This is a genomic window from Photobacterium aquimaris (assembly GCF_002954455.1).
In the GTDB taxonomy this organism is placed as follows: Bacteria; Pseudomonadota; Gammaproteobacteria; order Enterobacterales; family Vibrionaceae; genus Photobacterium; species Photobacterium aquimaris.
On the sequence record NZ_MSCC01000002.1, the window covers coordinates 1122149 to 1137748 of the forward strand.

Below are 15600 nucleotides of genomic sequence, written 5' to 3' on the forward strand. Positions count from 1 at the left end.
AGCCATTTTTAATTAGGATGTAACTGGTGACTCGCCGATTTTCCTTTACACCAATGCCCACCAGCATGTTGTTTAAAGGCACACATTCTGGACCATTTACCGCTTACATTAGCGTAACGTTCCATAAATTGTTCACTATGCTCAAGCCAAGCATTCGATGTTATTCCCAATTGTTGTAAAATCTTGGGTTGATTCGATGATATAACCCCTTGTTTATCTTCGCGAATACAACGACCAGTCCAGTCGATAAGTTCGAGATAATCGGCAAAGGAAAAGTTTATTCCGGCAGTTTTTGACTGATGCTCAGCCCCCACAAAGGGTAATAATTGGAAGCGCGCTTTATTTGATGGTGATAGTTTAGCGACACTTTTCGGGTGCTGATATTCACGAATGCGCTGCTGAATAGAGGTGAAATCTGATTTTTCTAGTGACGGTGTAACGCCTGCCCTGATCGGGTTTAAATCAACATACATCATACACGACAGTAACGCTTGTTCATCCAGCAAAGCTTGAGACTTAAATAGCCCTTCCCAAAACGCGCCTTTACATTGATCTTATTTTATTGGCTTTGCGGGCAATTCCTTCATTAAGACAGCGCATAAACCAGCTAATACTGCCTAATCGTTGCTGCCATTCAGTGACTAAATTTGATAACGCCTGCTGTTTTTCTGCGCCTACTTGTCCTTCTTTTAAGAAATCGACCGCAATAGGATGACCATTAAATAGCTGCAACCAGCGCGATATTACCGCTTGCGGAGTTAACTTTTTCTGTTGCTCAGTATCTATTTTCAGTACCAAATGATAATGGTTGCTCATCACCGCATAAGCACACACATCAATACAAAATACAGCGGCTAGTTGCTTGATTTTATTTACTATCCAACTGCGACGATGATGATAATTTTTGCCGCTATATGGATCATCGCCACATAAATATGCCCGTCGTACACAGCGATTAATCACATGATAAAAAGGTGTAATTTGAGGCTCTATTAATTTACGTCTTGAGATTGTCATTGGCTTTACCATAAGCAACTTGAAGCTTAATTGTAGTAGCTCATGGCTAATGTGCAAAAATATGGCTGTCCTTAAATAAAAAATCACAACTCTCATTTATCAAAATCTTTCATACCAAACAGTAATGCGTCATTTTTATAAGGCTCTTAATCTATAAAATTATAGTTATTATTAAATGTCTGTTGGGTCTTATTTTGATAGCGCTGAGCTAACTCTATAATGTCATTAAAATGCAGTTCATCCTTAGCGGTATAATTTACGGTCACAGCCTCTAGTGGCATAGAGATCGCTTTATAATGTCGGCTGTTATACGTCACAACTGTCGATAAACGAATGGCAATATTAGTATTGAAATATGCGGTCGCTAACTGCACTTTTTCACCATTAACAAGCTCACGATTACCTTTATTAACGTCATGTTTAAGCTCCATGGTGAGCTGCTTAACTATGGTTGTAAGTGGTGAAGTGACAGTTAATAATGTTGCTCCATCTGCTGTTATCGTCACAGTAGATAATAAATTCTGTGAGTAGACTTGCCCTAAATTCAGTGTGTTACCATTAATATTTATTACATGTTGTGGGTATAGGGTTGTATACAAATTTCTCGTACTGATAAGTCCAGCTAAAACAAGCACACCTATCGCAATAACATTGCTTTTTTTCATTTTATTACAATCAGATAACTTATATTGTTTTTCATCATAAATAATTAGTTGATAGTTTTTATGATAAAGATCACGTTAACTTGTGGTTTTTTATTCATTCTCACAATATGGAATAACAAACATAAAAACGTACAACTAAAACATTAAAAATCAAAAGTTTAAGTCAATTTGGTCAATAATGGAAACATCAATTACCATCCTAGCATTTACCATCAATGATCAATATTAACTCGGGTTACTATTGACCATTTTGTTTTGTCGAATCAAGGATTGAAAAAACGCTTATTCGCCCCAAGATTATTATCATCAAAGCAAATAATATTGCTGTATCTATTGGCCTTACTGAGTGGATTTATTACATTCAGTTGCCACAAAAGGACAACACTGTGAACGACACAACATCAGCGACATCTCATGATGACAACATCAATCGAGCCGTTATTGCACCGATTGCTAAAAAGATCCCTCATGAGATGAGCATTCATAACGATACCCGCATTGATGATTATTATTGGATGAGAGATGACAGCCGAACTGATCCTGAGATCATCGCGCATCTTAATGCTGAAAATAGCTATACCGACGCAGTGATGGCGCACACCAAAGGGCTACAAAAAATATTATTTGATGAATTAAAAGAACGTATTGTTAAAGATGATAATACGGTTCCTGTAAAGCAAGGCAGTTATTATTATTCAAGCGAAGTATCAGGTGATAACGAGTACCCTATTTCTGTTCGTGCAACTGATTTTGCAGGCATCAATAAGCAAGTATTACTCGATCTTAATCAACTTGCATCTGAGCATGATTACTATGATGTCTCAAGTTTAAGCATTAGCCTTAATGAAAATTTATTGGCTTATGGAGAAGATACTGTCAGCCGTCGTATATACACGATTAAGATTAAAGATCTTACAACAGGTCAATATCTTGCTGATGAGATCACCGGCACCAGTGGCTCTGTCGCTTGGAAAAATGACAACCTAGCGTTTTACTATATCCATAAAGACCCTCAAACCTTATTAGGCTATCAAGTTTATCGTCACCGCTTAGGTACACCACAAGCAGACGATCAGCTCATTTTTGAAGAAACCGATCCAACTTTTTATACTTCAATCGGTAAAAGTAAAGATAACTCACTTATCTATATTTGGCATTCAAGCACCGAAACCAGTGCCGTCTCTGTTATTGATGCTAACGATGCCAATGCGCAAGCAATCTCGTTCTTAGATCGTGAAGTAGGTTTGGAATACAGTATTTCTAAACTTGATAACTGGTTCTATATTTTAACCAACTATAAAGCAGTTAACTTTCGTTTAATGAAAGTCGCAACGACCGATATTGGTAATAAAAATCATTGGCAAGATGTGATCCCTGCTCAAGAAGGAGCCATGCTGGAAGATTATGAGATCTTTAATGATTATCTAGTCTATCAGCAGCGTGAAAATGGCTTAACACGCGTAACTGTGCGTGATCTTCACACTCAACAACAGCAACAATTACAGTTCAATGATGAGGCATTCACGCTTTACCTTTACGGTAATAAAGAGATCGATACTGACAAATTACGTCTGTATTACTCAAGCATGACCACCCCTGGTACTCACTATGATTTTAATCTTAGTGATGGCAGTAAAGTAGTATTAAAACAAGCACAAGTTTTAGGCGATTTTAACGCGAGCAATTACCGCTCTGAACGCATAATGGTGCCTGCTCGTGATGATAAATCTGTTCCTGTATCATTAGTTTATCGTAAAGATTGCTTTAAAAAAGATGGCACTAACCCGTTGTACCAATATGGTTATGGATCATACGGTGCCATTATCGATCCTAGCTTTTCATCAACCCGTTTAAGCTTATTAGATCGCGGTTTTGTGTATGCGATTGCTCATATTCGTGGCTCTGAAATGTTGGGGCGTCCATGGTATGACGACGGTAAAAAACTCACCAAGCAAAACACCTTTAATGACTTTATTGATGTGACACGTTCATAAGTCGAACAAGGTTATGGCGCGAAAGATAAGATCTTTGCTGTTGGTGGTTCTGCAGGCGGTTTATTAATGGGCGCGATTATCAACCAAGCACCTGAGCTATACTGTGGTGTTGCAGCTCACGTACCATTTGTTGATATTGTTACAACGATGCTTGATGAATCTATTCCATTAACAACTAACGAATATGATGAGTGGGGTAATCCAAACCATAAAGAATACTACGACTACATGTTGAGCTATTCACCCTACGATAATATTACTGCTCATAACTACCCTCACCTATTGGTGACTACAGGATTACATGACTCACAAGTGCAGTATTTTGAGCCTATGAAATGGGTTGCTAAGCTGCGTGATGTTAAGACAAACGATAATCGTTTGTTGTTTAAAGTTGATATGGAAGCAGGCCACGGCGGCGCATCTGGTCGCTTTAAAGCACTCCATGAAGATGCTTTAGAATATGCGTTCTTTATTGACTTGTTAGCTGAACAGAAATAACGCTAACTACATACAAATAAGTTAACCAATGGCGACTTACTCAGTCGCCATTATTATTTTAAGTCCAAATAGCCACTACAGCCATTAATAGAAAGCCAACCACAACGAAAGTGAAGTTTTTTAAATCACAGCATTTATCAACCATCGTCGATTGTTTTAAGCCGTGTAATGTGCCGAGATACAAAAATGTGCCCGCTGCTAATGAATAAAAAATCGGCTCTAATAATGGGTAACTGCTAGTGTATTCTAAAATACCAGACCCTAACGCTACCCCTAGCGGTAACATTAAAGTAAATAACCCAAACATTAATAAAGACTGGCGCAATGATAAACGACTTTTACTTAATTGGACGGCTAATGAGAAACTTGCTGCCCATTTATGCGCTAATATGGCGATTAGAATCATCACCATCATAGTAATAGAACCGCTTAATCCTAGTACTGTACCGGCTAATAACGAATGAATAGATAAAATAATCATCGCTAAAATAGCAAATGCGGGACTATTACTGTCACCATGTTCATCTAAGCGGCGACCTAAATGTTCAAACCATAATAGAAGTAAAAATACACAACCAGCTAATACGAAAGCAATGGGATACTCGATACCATGAGCTAAAAATGATGTTGAGGCATCACCTAACATATGAATTAAACCGGCACCAAGAAAAACGCCCGAGGCTAATGCTTCTGCTGCAGGAGATTCTAAAGGTCGTGTCGTTTTAAATTTACGTAAAAACGGATACAAACCAGCAAGAACAGTAGTCACAAAAATAAGTACTACTGATAATATTTTAAATTCGTCGAGATTCATGGTGTATTCCGCATCGTTAAACAGCCAACTTTATAGCACTTACGCTCTTACTCTGCGAACGATTTGAATGTAAAACATTAATTCCATATTGCAATAATATTATTTATCGACTCACTTTACGCGATAAATGATAATCACCACAATATTTCAAAAAATATAAAACACAAAATAAACAATTAAAATCAATTTGTTAATATCAACCTCGCCCACTGTTTTATTTTTTGATATAAAAAAAGACACGATAATCGCACTTATTTTTTAAAATAAACTACGCTTAGTGAATCTCGATATTTCATAGAAAAATAGAGGCTTTAATATGGCTACTCAAAAAACAAAAGAATCAACACATGAGACAATGGAACGCCATTACTCTGACGATGCCAAACATAAACATGATAAAGATCATCAACAATACCGCGATCATGAGCCATCACATGGGCACCATATTCACGGTGGTGTCGGTGCTGCGCATAAAGAAACTCATCACCATCATCATACAACCCATCATCACCATCACTATTATGGCCCAGTTACTATTATCAATGGTGATGAAGAATAATCCCCCCACAGATGTAAAATAAACATGTGGATACAGATATCCGCATGTTTTTAATTTCCTAATGATTTATTTACCAACAAGAAATCTGTTTTTGTTTCATTTATAATAGAGCTACTTAATTCTCACTCTAAAACTGTTTATTCTATGAAACAATTTATCATTACATGCTTATTTTCACTGCTATTAGTTGGGTGCGTAACAGAAAGTGTACGAACCATTCCAACAAAAGTAAGTGTCAATGCTGGCTTAGGATTTAATCCTTGTGGGAGTGAAGTTGAGGGCTATCAATTTGAACCGAATGGCGTTATTTCGATATCTTGTCTCAATGGAAATATTTACTCGGTACGTGATCGACAACAATTAGAACAAATGAAACAAAAGGTTATTGAATGTCAAAAAAAAGGCTTTAATGATTATAGCGCCTGTTTATCCGACAAAAACAAACCAAAGAAAAAACAATAGAAACAAACACTAAACAACCCTACCGATAGGCAATATGACTATTTAGTTATACTACAATTAGTAGTGTCAATCATGAAATTTAGAGCTTTAGCTCTAGTTTATATAAATAACAACCCCATATTTTTTATCACATCAATAAAAACATTATATCAAGGTCAAAAAACAATCATTTTAAGCTTTCATTGATATCAATAATATATTTACATACTTATTTTCTATATTATTGACGTCTTATTGATAATAGTTATATTTACTTGAAAAATGGTAAATATAATTCTATTTATAGCTCTAACTTTTTCATATGAAAGAAATAGTATTACTACTTATTTCATATGGAGCTAATCATGAATAGCTATCAAAAAACATGTGCTGTACTTGCAATGTTATCAACATCAACAATAACCTACGCATCACCTATCAATGCTCATAGCCCATCAAACCTTTTGTCTCATAACATTACTCTTGGCTATCAAGCAAAAACAGATTCAGGCAAAGATTCAGCAATTGCAATTGGTACTAATACTGCTGCAAATAGTGATAGCGCAGCTGTTTTTGGTGCTGGCGCATCGGCAACAGGTGTCCAAAGTACTGCAATAGGCTCTCGTGCTAAAACTTATGGTCATGCCGCGTCTGCATTTGGATCTGGCGCAACTGCAAATAGTTACCGTTCTATTGCGATAGGAGCAGAGTCCAAGGCAACAGGATCTAATGCCATTGCTATGGGAGATAGCTCTATAACGAAGGGTGATAATGCTATTGCGATCGGACGTGCTGCGACAGCAAATGCAACTACCATTGCTTTGGGTGATCATACTCAAGCAACAGGTAAAAACTCGATTGCTATTGGTAATAACTCACAATCAAACGATGGCCAAGTTTCTTTTGGTAATGCCAAGGTTCAGCGTCGTTTAGAGCATGTTGCAAATGGTAAAGCTAATACTGATGCCGTTAATATGGGTCAATTACACCAACAAATTACTCAAAACCATATTTATATTCAGCAACAAAAAAATAACGCTATCATAGAAGCTAAACATTATCTGGATAAACAACAACAAATTGCGGTTACGGAAACGAAACACTATGTTGCACAACAAAACATCACAACCTTAAACAATGCCAAGATATATACCGATCAACAATCTGTTACAACGTTATCAGCGGCAAATCAGTACACAGATCAAAAAGTAAATCTGCTGACTCATCGTATTGAAAAAGTACATAACCAAGCCAATGCCGGTATTGCAAGTGCGATGGCTATGAGCTCGATTCCAATGCGACAAGGTTACCATTACACGATAGGTATGGGTGCAGCAAACTATGGCAACCAATCAGCAATGGCGATTGGAGGAAAGTTTGATATTGGCCAACATAGCATTATTACTTTAGCTGCTTCTGATGATAGCCAACACAATGCCGGTATTGCGGCTGGTTTTGGTTTCGGTTTTTAACAACGCTATTCATCAAGCGATGGCTGCCACCAGACATTAAATAAGCGCCGATAGCCTCGTTTAATATCATTCAAAATTAAATATAAAGCAGGCACTAATACTAGAGTGACAACGGTTGCGAATAAAATGCCAAACGCAAGCGAGGTTGCCATTGGAATAACAATTTGTGCCTGCAAACTGGTTTCTAATAATATTGGAGCTAATCCAAAAAAAGTTGTTAGCGACGTTAATACAATCGCTCGAAAACGTCGACATCCAGCTTCGGTAACAGCATTATACAATGGCATTCCCTGTGTTAAGGCGCGATTAATAAACACCACCAGCACTAAAGAATCATTTACCACCACCCCAGACAACGCCAAGATTCCAAACACACTCAATAAATTAAGTGAAATATCTGCAAAATAATGCCCAGCAATCGCACCAATAATACCAAATGGGATCACTGACATAACAATCAATGGCTGGCTATATGATCGTAGTGGAATAGCCATCAGAGCAAAAATAGCAAATAGTGCCAATACCGCATCTCGAATTAAGCTACCTTTGGTTTGTTGCTCTTCCTTTGCTTGTCCATCCAATTGAATCGTGATCGCTGAATATTGTTGGCGTAATTGCGGTAAATAGTTTTTATTAATATTGGTATATATTTCTGAGGGAGAGACTTTATCTTTGTGTATATTAGCACTTACCACCAACGTACGGCGTTTATCTACTCGATTAATACTGTTCAGCGCCGGAATGACAGTTAACGTTGCTACTTCCGAAAAAGGTACCAAACTGCCATCCGCTAGAGTGACTTGCATATTTTGAAGATCCCCAATACTGCGCCGTTCACTAAAGGGATAACGGACAATGACTTTTACTTCTTCGTTATTGCGTAAAATCCGCTGAACTTCAATTCCTTGAAAAGCGTGTTGTACTTGATGAGTAAGACTTGCTACCGATAATCCTAATAATTTCCCAATCGGAGTTAGCGTAATATTTATCTCTTGTGTCGGAGCTGATAAATCATCTTCAATATTAAACACCCCTTGATAACGCGCTAACTGCTGTTTTAATTGCGTTGCAGCTTGTATAAGTTGCTGATTATTATTCCCTTGTAATCGGTATTGAATATCACTTTTCTGACGGTCTATTGAGGCTTTATAGGTGATTTTTTTTACGCCAACCAAAGGCGGAATATTGCCTTTCCATTGTTGTAAAATATCAAAACTCGTTATCGGTAAGCTTTCACTTTTTTCTAATTCAACCAGCACAAACATGTCGTTACTGTCTTGCATATTAACGAAACTGTGTTTGATAACATGAATGCCTTGTTGCTGATAAATTTCTTCATCTGTTTTATAAAGAGCCTGTTCTAATTGATTAATAACCTTAATATTATTTGTTGTTGAGTTGGAGTCATTCATTTCCACTAGCACTTGAATATAATCAGACGGCAATTTAGGAAAAAACACCCACCGTAATTGACCACTAAACACTAACGCCAATGCTAAACACAACACACCAACAAAAGTCGCTAATACACTATACCGATGTGCGATAGTAGCCATAATAAAACGTCGATAATGAACATCAATAAACCGATTTACCGCCTGATTAAATCGTAATTTTATACGCAGTAGTGGATTATTCTGCCGCGGTGGTTGAGCTAATCTAGAACGGGCTAAATGCGCAGGTAAAATCAGTTTCGACTCAATCAATGAAAAGGTTAAACATAGAATAACCACCCACCCAATAGCTTTAAAAAATTCGGTGCGTGGATTATCCGACAACAGCATCGGCACAAAGGCCGCCATAGTAGTTAAAACACCAAAGGTCGCGGGGATCGCCACTCGTTGAGCACCTTTAATAACATTGTTTATGGTTTGCCCATGCTGCTCAACTTCAGAATAAACGCTTTCTCCAACCACAATTGCATCATCAACCACAATACCCAGTACTAAAATAAAACCAAATAACGACAATAAGTTAATTGATATATTAATACTCTCTAGTGGCATAAAGAGTAGCGTACCTAAAAAACAAAATGGTAATCCTAATAATACCCAGAACGCTAATCTCATTTCTAAAAATAACGCCAGAATAATAAATACCAATAACCCACCATACAACATATTAGACAGCATCATATTGAGCCGCCCTTCTAAGTAATGTGACATATCGGCCCATGTATCTATATATACACCTGGCGGCAATTGCGCTTTCTTATTGGTAACATAATCACTAATTTGTTGCGATATTTGAGTGGCGTCTTGGTTCGGAAGATTGCGGATTTGTATAACAGCAGCACGTTGTTTATTAAAACGATTTAATACTGCTTTCTCAACAAAACCATCGGTAACTTTTGCAATATCCAATAACCGTAATTGACTGCCATCAGCATTAGTACGCAATACGATATTAGCAAATTGATCACCATGATAAAGCTGTTCGGTGGTACGTACTAATACATCGCCATCTTGTGCTTTTATCGTTCCTGCGGGTAAATCCAGTGAGTGTTGCTGTAACGCCTGCGCAACCTGTTCAATGGTTAAGTTATAATTACGTAACTGCTGAGCAGATATTTCAATGGCGATTTCATCATTTTTTACCCCAGTAACATTGACTGATGTGGCGCTGGTTTGCTGAATTATTTCTTCTTTAACTATTTGCGCATAACGTTTTAATTGTCGATCACTTAAGTCACCATATAATGATAAAAACATTACGTTGCTCATGAACTCAGCGCGTTGAATCAACGGCGGTTCCATTTGCGCAGGAAACGTCGTTATAGCATCAACACGCTGTTTTACTTGATCTAATACCTTATCAACATCGGCGTCATTATCGAGCTCCAGTGTTACAACCCCTGTGCCTTGGTTTGCAATCGCAGTAACCCGTTTAATATTGGCTATATCATCAACCGCTTGCTCTATTTTAATGATGATCCCTTGCTCGATATTAGCGGCAGCAGCCCCGGTATATTGGCTAGATATAGTTATTTTATTGGTACCAAAGGCAGGAAATATTTCTTTATTAATCAGTTTGACTGAAAATAAACCACCAATAATGATCAGTAACATTAATAAATTAGCAGCGACATGGTTACGCGTAAACCAAGCAATGATCCCCGATGATTCCATTCCCTACTCCCCGTTATCTGCAACCTTAGAATGAATAACCGTAAGTGCAGGTTGCTGTTTCAAATCAGTCGATCTCAATAGCGGCTTATTTAATACTGTTTTGACAGTTGTCCCTTCAAGATGATTATCAGGCCAAGTTATTGACACTAATTCCCCTTCATCTAATCCGGCACTTATATAAGCATGCTCAAGATCTGTTCGTGCAATTTCAACTTTTCGCACTTGGGTTCGTCCATTAGCACCAACTAACACCACATGTTCATTCCTGATCATATGTCGCTGTAATCGCACCGCATTAGCAATAGGTTTTGCTGCAATTTTTGCGGTCACAAAGGTGCCAAAATTTAACACCTCAGTGCGTTGTTGATTTGGCAAAGTCAATTGGTAAGGATCAGTAACATCAACAAGGAGGTAAATCATTCGAGTTTGTGGATCGATAACCTCTTCTGTGCCGATAAAGCGAGCGCTCCACTGTTGCATTGCTTGAGCATGAGGTTGACTGGAGAGAGTAACACTAGTATTAAGTGGATTTGAATCAATAAAGGAAAAAGCTTGTGGTGTAACTGGCAGCCGAATCCGTGCCATATCGGTGCCATATATCATACCTAGCTGTTCACCAATATTGACGTGGCTACCAACATTAATATGCTTTTCGGTAATTAAACCATCAAAGGGCGCGGTAATTATTGTACGCATAACATTACGTTGAGCACGAGCTAACGCTGCTTGTGCAAATTTAACATTTGCTTGTTGCTGTTGCCGTTGTGGAATGCGTAACCCTAATGCTGATTGCTTAGCTGTCGCAATATTCCGTAAACTTTTCTTTGCTACAATCCCACGCGCAATTTCTTGCTCTAATAATGCTTTCGCTTGTGCTAATGTTGCCTGTGCTTGAGCAAGATCAGCGTGATAATCATCGTCATCTAAATACGCTAAAATATCACCTTTTCGAACAAATTGACCCACCGCAAATAACGGTGCTACACGATCAACAATGCCGCTAACTTGTACGACAATTTCTGCCTGATGCTTAGGCTGCACCATACCATAAGAATTAATATCAAACGGATACTGCTGTTTTTTAATTGCCACCACTTCAAGCACAGGCATGATCACCTCAGCGACTTTCTGCTGAGGCTGGGAACGATTTAAAAATAGCCCGACCGACAATGCCACAAATAACAATAAAATCATCACCGGTAAATAACGCCGGATAAAAACATTCATGCTATCTAATCCCTTACTAGCAAACCAAAACGAAATTTCGCTTTAATTTCAGTGTAGAACATATGCGCAGAGTGTGATGTTTATATATATAATTAACAGATATTAGCTTTAGTATCGCTTTAATAATTGGATTAAATTCGGCACGTTATTACCGTAAATTTTATGAAAGAGTACCATTAAAAGTTCTCCACAGGCCACAGCGTCAAATAATGCATGATGGGCCTGATATTCAGGTAAACCTACACGCTGACGAGCAGAGCCTAAACGTGCATCCTGATGTGATATTTGGTTACTGTATAAAGATTGATACAATGGCAGCGTATCTAGCCACAATAACGGACAATCATTGAGGTGATATTTATGTTGTAAATAAGCACTTATAAAACCTTGCTCCATAAAGCAACCATGAGCGACACCAATTTTGCCCGTTAAAGCAACCAACATTCGTGTCATAACCTCATCTAAGGTTAAGCCTTGCAATAGCATCGCATGATCAATATGGTTAATAACCGCGCTATTAGGTTTAATGATCGCATCAGAGTTAACAAATTCACTGACACATGTGCTCATATCAATGGTATTAGCTGTCATAACCACATAGCCCACCGATAAGATCTGATCTTGCAGAGGATCAAAGCCCGTTGTTTCAAAATCAAGCGCCAACAATGGCCACTGATTAATCAAGATTGATGGCGGTGGTAACGGCGCACTAAATAACGCTTTAATTGGTTGCGGTAAATCAGGATATTGTTGCAATAACGTTATTCTACGCTGATGTAAATCACGTAGATGATCACCAAATAAGCGTTGCCACCATTGATGGCGATACCACTTAAAGAGTCCTTTCTTAATCGTCTCCACTAGCAATACTTCATCCTGATTATTTCTTGATAACGGCTGATCAACTTAAACGTTTCGCGTAAATGTGTACGTTCAAAACTATTAAAAGCATTTGGATTAATATGGTTATTCGGTATTTTACCTTGCTGTAATGCTTGAAGTTGATGGCTATAACGGATCTGAGTGATAAATTGAAACGCGCCTAATAAATCTTTAAACGTGACTTCATTAATTACCTTATGCGTTAACAATAATTGTAATCGTTCTTCGGTGTTCGTTTTATAGATCACGCTACCATTATTACTGAATAATCGTGACACTAATTGCAAATATTGCACCCGTATTAGATTAACAATAATACTCAAGGCAGCTGTTTTTATATCAAGAGTATTGGCATTTTCGCCCTCTTTAACTAACACCCAATTTCTAAAAATACTCAGTGGTGGCTTTTGTACTAATGCATTACGAGCGAGTGCAGATATGAGCCGTACATTGTTAGCTAATTGCTGACACATACATGTTTGCAACTCATTCGCTAACTGAGGGTTTCCTGCAATATAGCGGCAATCAAGAAAAACACTCATTTCAAGCAATAAATCATATTCAGGATTTACTGCCCACTTTTGATAATACGCTTGCCACACCGCTAATGGCTGACACCACTTGTGAGTAACGGCCATAAAACGCCCACTGCATAACTAGTAACCACACAACGCCATCCCTTTACTTACATACATGGCTAAATGATGAAAATATACCTTATCAGCCTCGGTCGCGTTATTCGCTAAAATTAAGCCATGATCTTGATCAGACAGCATATGTACTTCATTTCGTGCATGAGAGCCCGCCACTATCCAGCAATAATCACAAGGAGGTGTGCCTAAATAGGCTTCAGCCATCATCACTAAACGACGATTGTAAGCATCCATAATCATAGCCATCACTTGACCAATCACGTTAATAGCAACTTTTGCTTCAACTAAAGCTTCAAAAATAGCTTGTCGCTCAATTGTAAATGCCGCCAGCTGCTCTAACCGTTCAATCTTATTAATTTTATCGATCAAAAAGATCGCTTGAATACGATGATTTTGAACTAAATCTGAGGGTGTAATGAGCCCAATTGGCAAGCCGTTATCAACCACTGGAATGTTTTTGATGCCATGTTGCATCATCAATGCAGCAGCTTTGATCACCAAATCATCACGGTTAACGGTATAAGGCATCTCCGTCATCACTGTTGTGATTTGCTCTGTAATAGGTATACCGTCAGCCACCACCCGCTTAGTCATATCTTTGTCGGTAATTAAGCCAATAAAGTCATTATTATGCATAATAAAAGCACACGAAGAATTGGCATTTACCCGCATCGCCGTGGCGACAGTTTGAATGGTTTGGGTACTTTCAACTAACACGATTTGGGGATTAAGTACCTCAATAATCGGTTTAAAAAATAACCCTTTTTCATGTTGTGACCATACAACATTTAATCCACTCTGAAGTCGACTTTGCGCATGTGATGCAAAATGAGCTAAAGCATTCGGCTGATCATTTAATTTGGCTAGCAATGTGTTAATAGACAAACAATAAATTAGCGCATCTTCAATAACGGTAATGGTATAAGGATCACTAGCGATATTCGTCTCTTGCTGAGTTAATCGAGAAAAGCCAAAAAAGTCTTCTGCGGCTAATTTAGCTCGTAAGCTACCATCAAGGTTACGCTGTTCAACAGCCCCTGTTCGCAATAAATACAGATGATCACTTTCTTGTAAGTCAATCACCTCTCCCTTACCCAAATAGCGAATAGTGATCATTCCAGCGATATCACGCAATGTTTTTCGATCGAGCTTATCAAATGGGTCAACCGCCGCCATAAACTCAACAATATTAGGAATCAAGGTTTCAGACATATCAATAGTCACTCGTATTACTGCATCATAGCATTTAAATAAGCATTCTTAACCATTTGATAATATAGATATTATTATTTTTTACCATGCTTAGCGTATGATTACTGTAATAAACACCACATAAATAATATTGCGATACTCACCTGTAAAGTTTCTCTACTTATAACGCTTGAAAAGGCATTTTTTGCCTCATCTATTACTAAACAAAGATGAGAATACGCTAAAATGCTGATAGATCATCAACCAAGACACCTATTTAATAAAACGCAATGCAATATTTTAGCGCGAATATTTTTAAAAAAATCAAAATGTTAGAAAAAACCGCTAAAAAACATTAGAAAATCTAATCAAAAAGTGTTGACGAGTCACTACCGGAAGCATATATTAATTACACGAACTGCCAAATGGAGTTCAAACCGCTATTAAGATTCGCCTTATTAGGGAATGCCTTATTAGCACTTTATATATCGAATCAAGATCCTATTACGGACTGATTCACTTAGTTTGCTGTTAAGTCACCTTGTCGCTAACGACATACTTAACAAACAACTAAGACTATTGCTTATTATTGAGGATAGTTTTTATGCGTAATGTAGATTTCACTCCCCTATACCGTCATGCTATTGGCTTTGATCGCTTGTTTAATCTTGTTGAAGCAAGCAATACTAAAACCCAAGCAACGGGATACCCTCCGTACAATATCGAACAAACAGATGAGAACAACTACCGTATCACTATGGCCGTTGCAGGTTTCTCTGAAGAGCGTTTAGATCTTACTCAAAATGAGAATATGCTTGTTGTAACTGGTACTCGTGCACCAGAAGAAGACAAGAACTTTATTTACCAGGGTATTGCTGAGCGTAACTTTGAACGTAAATTCCAACTTGCTGATTACGTAAGCGTTGTTGGTGCTAATCTTGAAAATGGTCTGCTACATATTGATCTTTTCCGTGAGGTACCAGAAGCGATGCAACCACGTAAAATCACGATTGGACAATCAGCATCAGTAGCACCAACGGCTGAGTAAAGCTCGCCATT

General features: G+C 37.9%; 12 protein-coding genes and 2 pseudogenes. 5 read left to right on the forward strand and 9 right to left on the reverse strand.

What is annotated here, in order from left to right:
• Positions 1-8: 8 nt before the first annotated feature.
• The 3 genes from BTN98_RS20520 to BTN98_RS15755 form a co-directional block, all read right to left on the reverse strand.
• Positions 9-506, reverse strand: a complete 498-nt coding sequence (locus tag BTN98_RS20520; protein WP_197432880.1) for a Mobile element protein — start codon at positions 504-506, stop codon at positions 9-11.
• A 37-nt stretch (positions 507-543) separates the two neighbouring features.
• Complete coding sequence (locus tag BTN98_RS20525; protein WP_197432879.1) at positions 544-1017, reverse strand: transposase; 474 nt, start codon at positions 1015-1017, stop codon at positions 544-546.
• Between the two features lie 146 nt (positions 1018-1163).
• Positions 1164-1682 (reverse strand): hypothetical protein, encoded by a 519-nt coding sequence (locus tag BTN98_RS15755; protein WP_060998443.1) that lies wholly within the window; start codon positions 1680-1682, stop codon positions 1164-1166.
• Positions 1683-2107: 425 nt separating this feature from the next.
• Between BTN98_RS15755 and BTN98_RS15760 the strand changes: the two are divergent.
• Positions 2108-4174 (forward strand): annotated as a pseudogene (locus BTN98_RS15760) (S9 family peptidase).
• A gap of 58 nt (positions 4175-4232) precedes the next feature.
• Here BTN98_RS15760 and BTN98_RS15765 read toward each other — a convergent pair.
• Entirely contained in the window at positions 4233-4988 is a 756-nt protein-coding gene (locus BTN98_RS15765; RefSeq protein ID WP_060998442.1) for a ZIP family metal transporter, read from the reverse strand.
• Positions 4989-5304: 316 nt separating this feature from the next.
• Here BTN98_RS15765 and BTN98_RS15770 point away from each other — a divergent pair, with 316 nt between their 5' ends.
• The 3 genes from BTN98_RS15770 to BTN98_RS15780 all read left to right on the forward strand — a co-directional run bounded on the left by BTN98_RS15770 (position 5305) and on the right by BTN98_RS15780 (position 7460).
• Positions 5305-5547 (forward strand): hypothetical protein, encoded by a 243-nt coding sequence (locus tag BTN98_RS15770; protein WP_060998441.1) that lies wholly within the window; start codon positions 5305-5307, stop codon positions 5545-5547.
• Positions 5548-5691: 144 nt separating this feature from the next.
• Positions 5692-6009 (forward strand): hypothetical protein, encoded by a 318-nt coding sequence (locus tag BTN98_RS15775; RefSeq protein ID WP_060998440.1) that lies wholly within the window; start codon positions 5692-5694, stop codon positions 6007-6009.
• A 344-nt stretch (positions 6010-6353) separates the two neighbouring features.
• The gene (locus tag BTN98_RS15780) at positions 6354-7460 is read left to right on the forward strand and encodes a YadA-like family protein (protein ID WP_060998439.1); all 1107 of its coding nucleotides are present in this window, start codon (positions 6354-6356) and stop codon (positions 7458-7460) included.
• 5 nt (positions 7461-7465) lie between these two features.
• Here the strand turns inward: BTN98_RS15780 and BTN98_RS15785 are convergent, their stop codons facing one another.
• From BTN98_RS15785 to BTN98_RS20805, 5 genes and pseudogenes are all read right to left on the reverse strand, one after another.
• Positions 7466-10588, reverse strand: coding sequence for an efflux RND transporter permease subunit (locus tag BTN98_RS15785; RefSeq protein WP_060998438.1), 3123 nt, complete (start codon positions 10586-10588; stop codon positions 7466-7468).
• Between the two features lie 3 nt (positions 10589-10591).
• A complete protein-coding gene (locus tag BTN98_RS15790; protein WP_060998437.1) occupies positions 10592-11815 on the reverse strand; it encodes an efflux RND transporter periplasmic adaptor subunit in 1224 nt (407 codons plus the stop codon).
• 108 nt (positions 11816-11923) lie between these two features.
• Positions 11924-12676: a 3'-5' exonuclease gene (locus tag BTN98_RS15795; protein ID WP_060998436.1), complete on the reverse strand. Its 753-nt coding sequence runs from the start codon at positions 12674-12676 to the stop codon at positions 11924-11926.
• Positions 12676-13239, reverse strand: coding sequence for a putative nucleotidyltransferase substrate binding domain-containing protein (locus tag BTN98_RS15800; protein ID WP_328585763.1), 564 nt, complete (start codon positions 13237-13239; stop codon positions 12676-12678). The genes BTN98_RS15795 and BTN98_RS15800 overlap by 1 nt, the downstream gene beginning before the upstream one ends.
• A 30-nt stretch (positions 13240-13269) precedes the next feature.
• Positions 13270-14562, reverse strand: a pseudogene (locus BTN98_RS20805) (DUF294 nucleotidyltransferase-like domain-containing protein); the annotation flags it as partial.
• A 583-nt stretch (positions 14563-15145) separates the two neighbouring features.
• Here BTN98_RS20805 and BTN98_RS15810 point away from each other — a divergent pair.
• The gene (locus BTN98_RS15810) at positions 15146-15589 is read left to right on the forward strand and encodes an Hsp20 family protein (RefSeq protein ID WP_060998433.1); all 444 of its coding nucleotides are present in this window, start codon (positions 15146-15148) and stop codon (positions 15587-15589) included.
• The last annotated feature ends 11 nt before the right edge of the window (positions 15590-15600 follow it).

Excerpts from the sequence above, each read along its gene's own strand:
- BTN98_RS20525 (WP_197432879.1), bottom strand. The coding sequence starts at position 1,017 with ATGACAATCTCAAGACGTAAATTAATAGAGCCTCAAATTACACCTTTT.
- BTN98_RS15755 (WP_060998443.1), bottom strand. The coding sequence starts at position 1,682 with ATGAAAAAAAGCAATGTTATTGCGATAGGTGTGCTTGTTTTAGCTGGA.
- BTN98_RS15765 (WP_060998442.1), bottom strand. The coding sequence starts at position 4,988 with ATGAATCTCGACGAATTTAAAATATTATCAGTAGTACTTATTTTTGTG.
- BTN98_RS15770 (WP_060998441.1), top strand. The coding sequence starts at position 5,305 with ATGGCTACTCAAAAAACAAAAGAATCAACACATGAGACAATGGAACGC.
- BTN98_RS15775 (WP_060998440.1), top strand. The coding sequence starts at position 5,692 with ATGAAACAATTTATCATTACATGCTTATTTTCACTGCTATTAGTTGGG.
- BTN98_RS15780 (WP_060998439.1), top strand. The coding sequence starts at position 6,354 with ATGAATAGCTATCAAAAAACATGTGCTGTACTTGCAATGTTATCAACA.
- BTN98_RS15785 (WP_060998438.1), bottom strand. The coding sequence starts at position 10,588 with ATGGAATCATCGGGGATCATTGCTTGGTTTACGCGTAACCATGTCGCT.
- BTN98_RS15790 (WP_060998437.1), bottom strand. The coding sequence starts at position 11,815 with ATGAATGTTTTTATCCGGCGTTATTTACCGGTGATGATTTTATTGTTA.
- BTN98_RS15800 (WP_328585763.1), bottom strand. The coding sequence starts at position 13,239 with ATGAGTGTTTTTCTTGATTGCCGCTATATTGCAGGAAACCCTCAGTTA.
- BTN98_RS15810 (WP_060998433.1), top strand. The coding sequence starts at position 15,146 with ATGCGTAATGTAGATTTCACTCCCCTATACCGTCATGCTATTGGCTTT.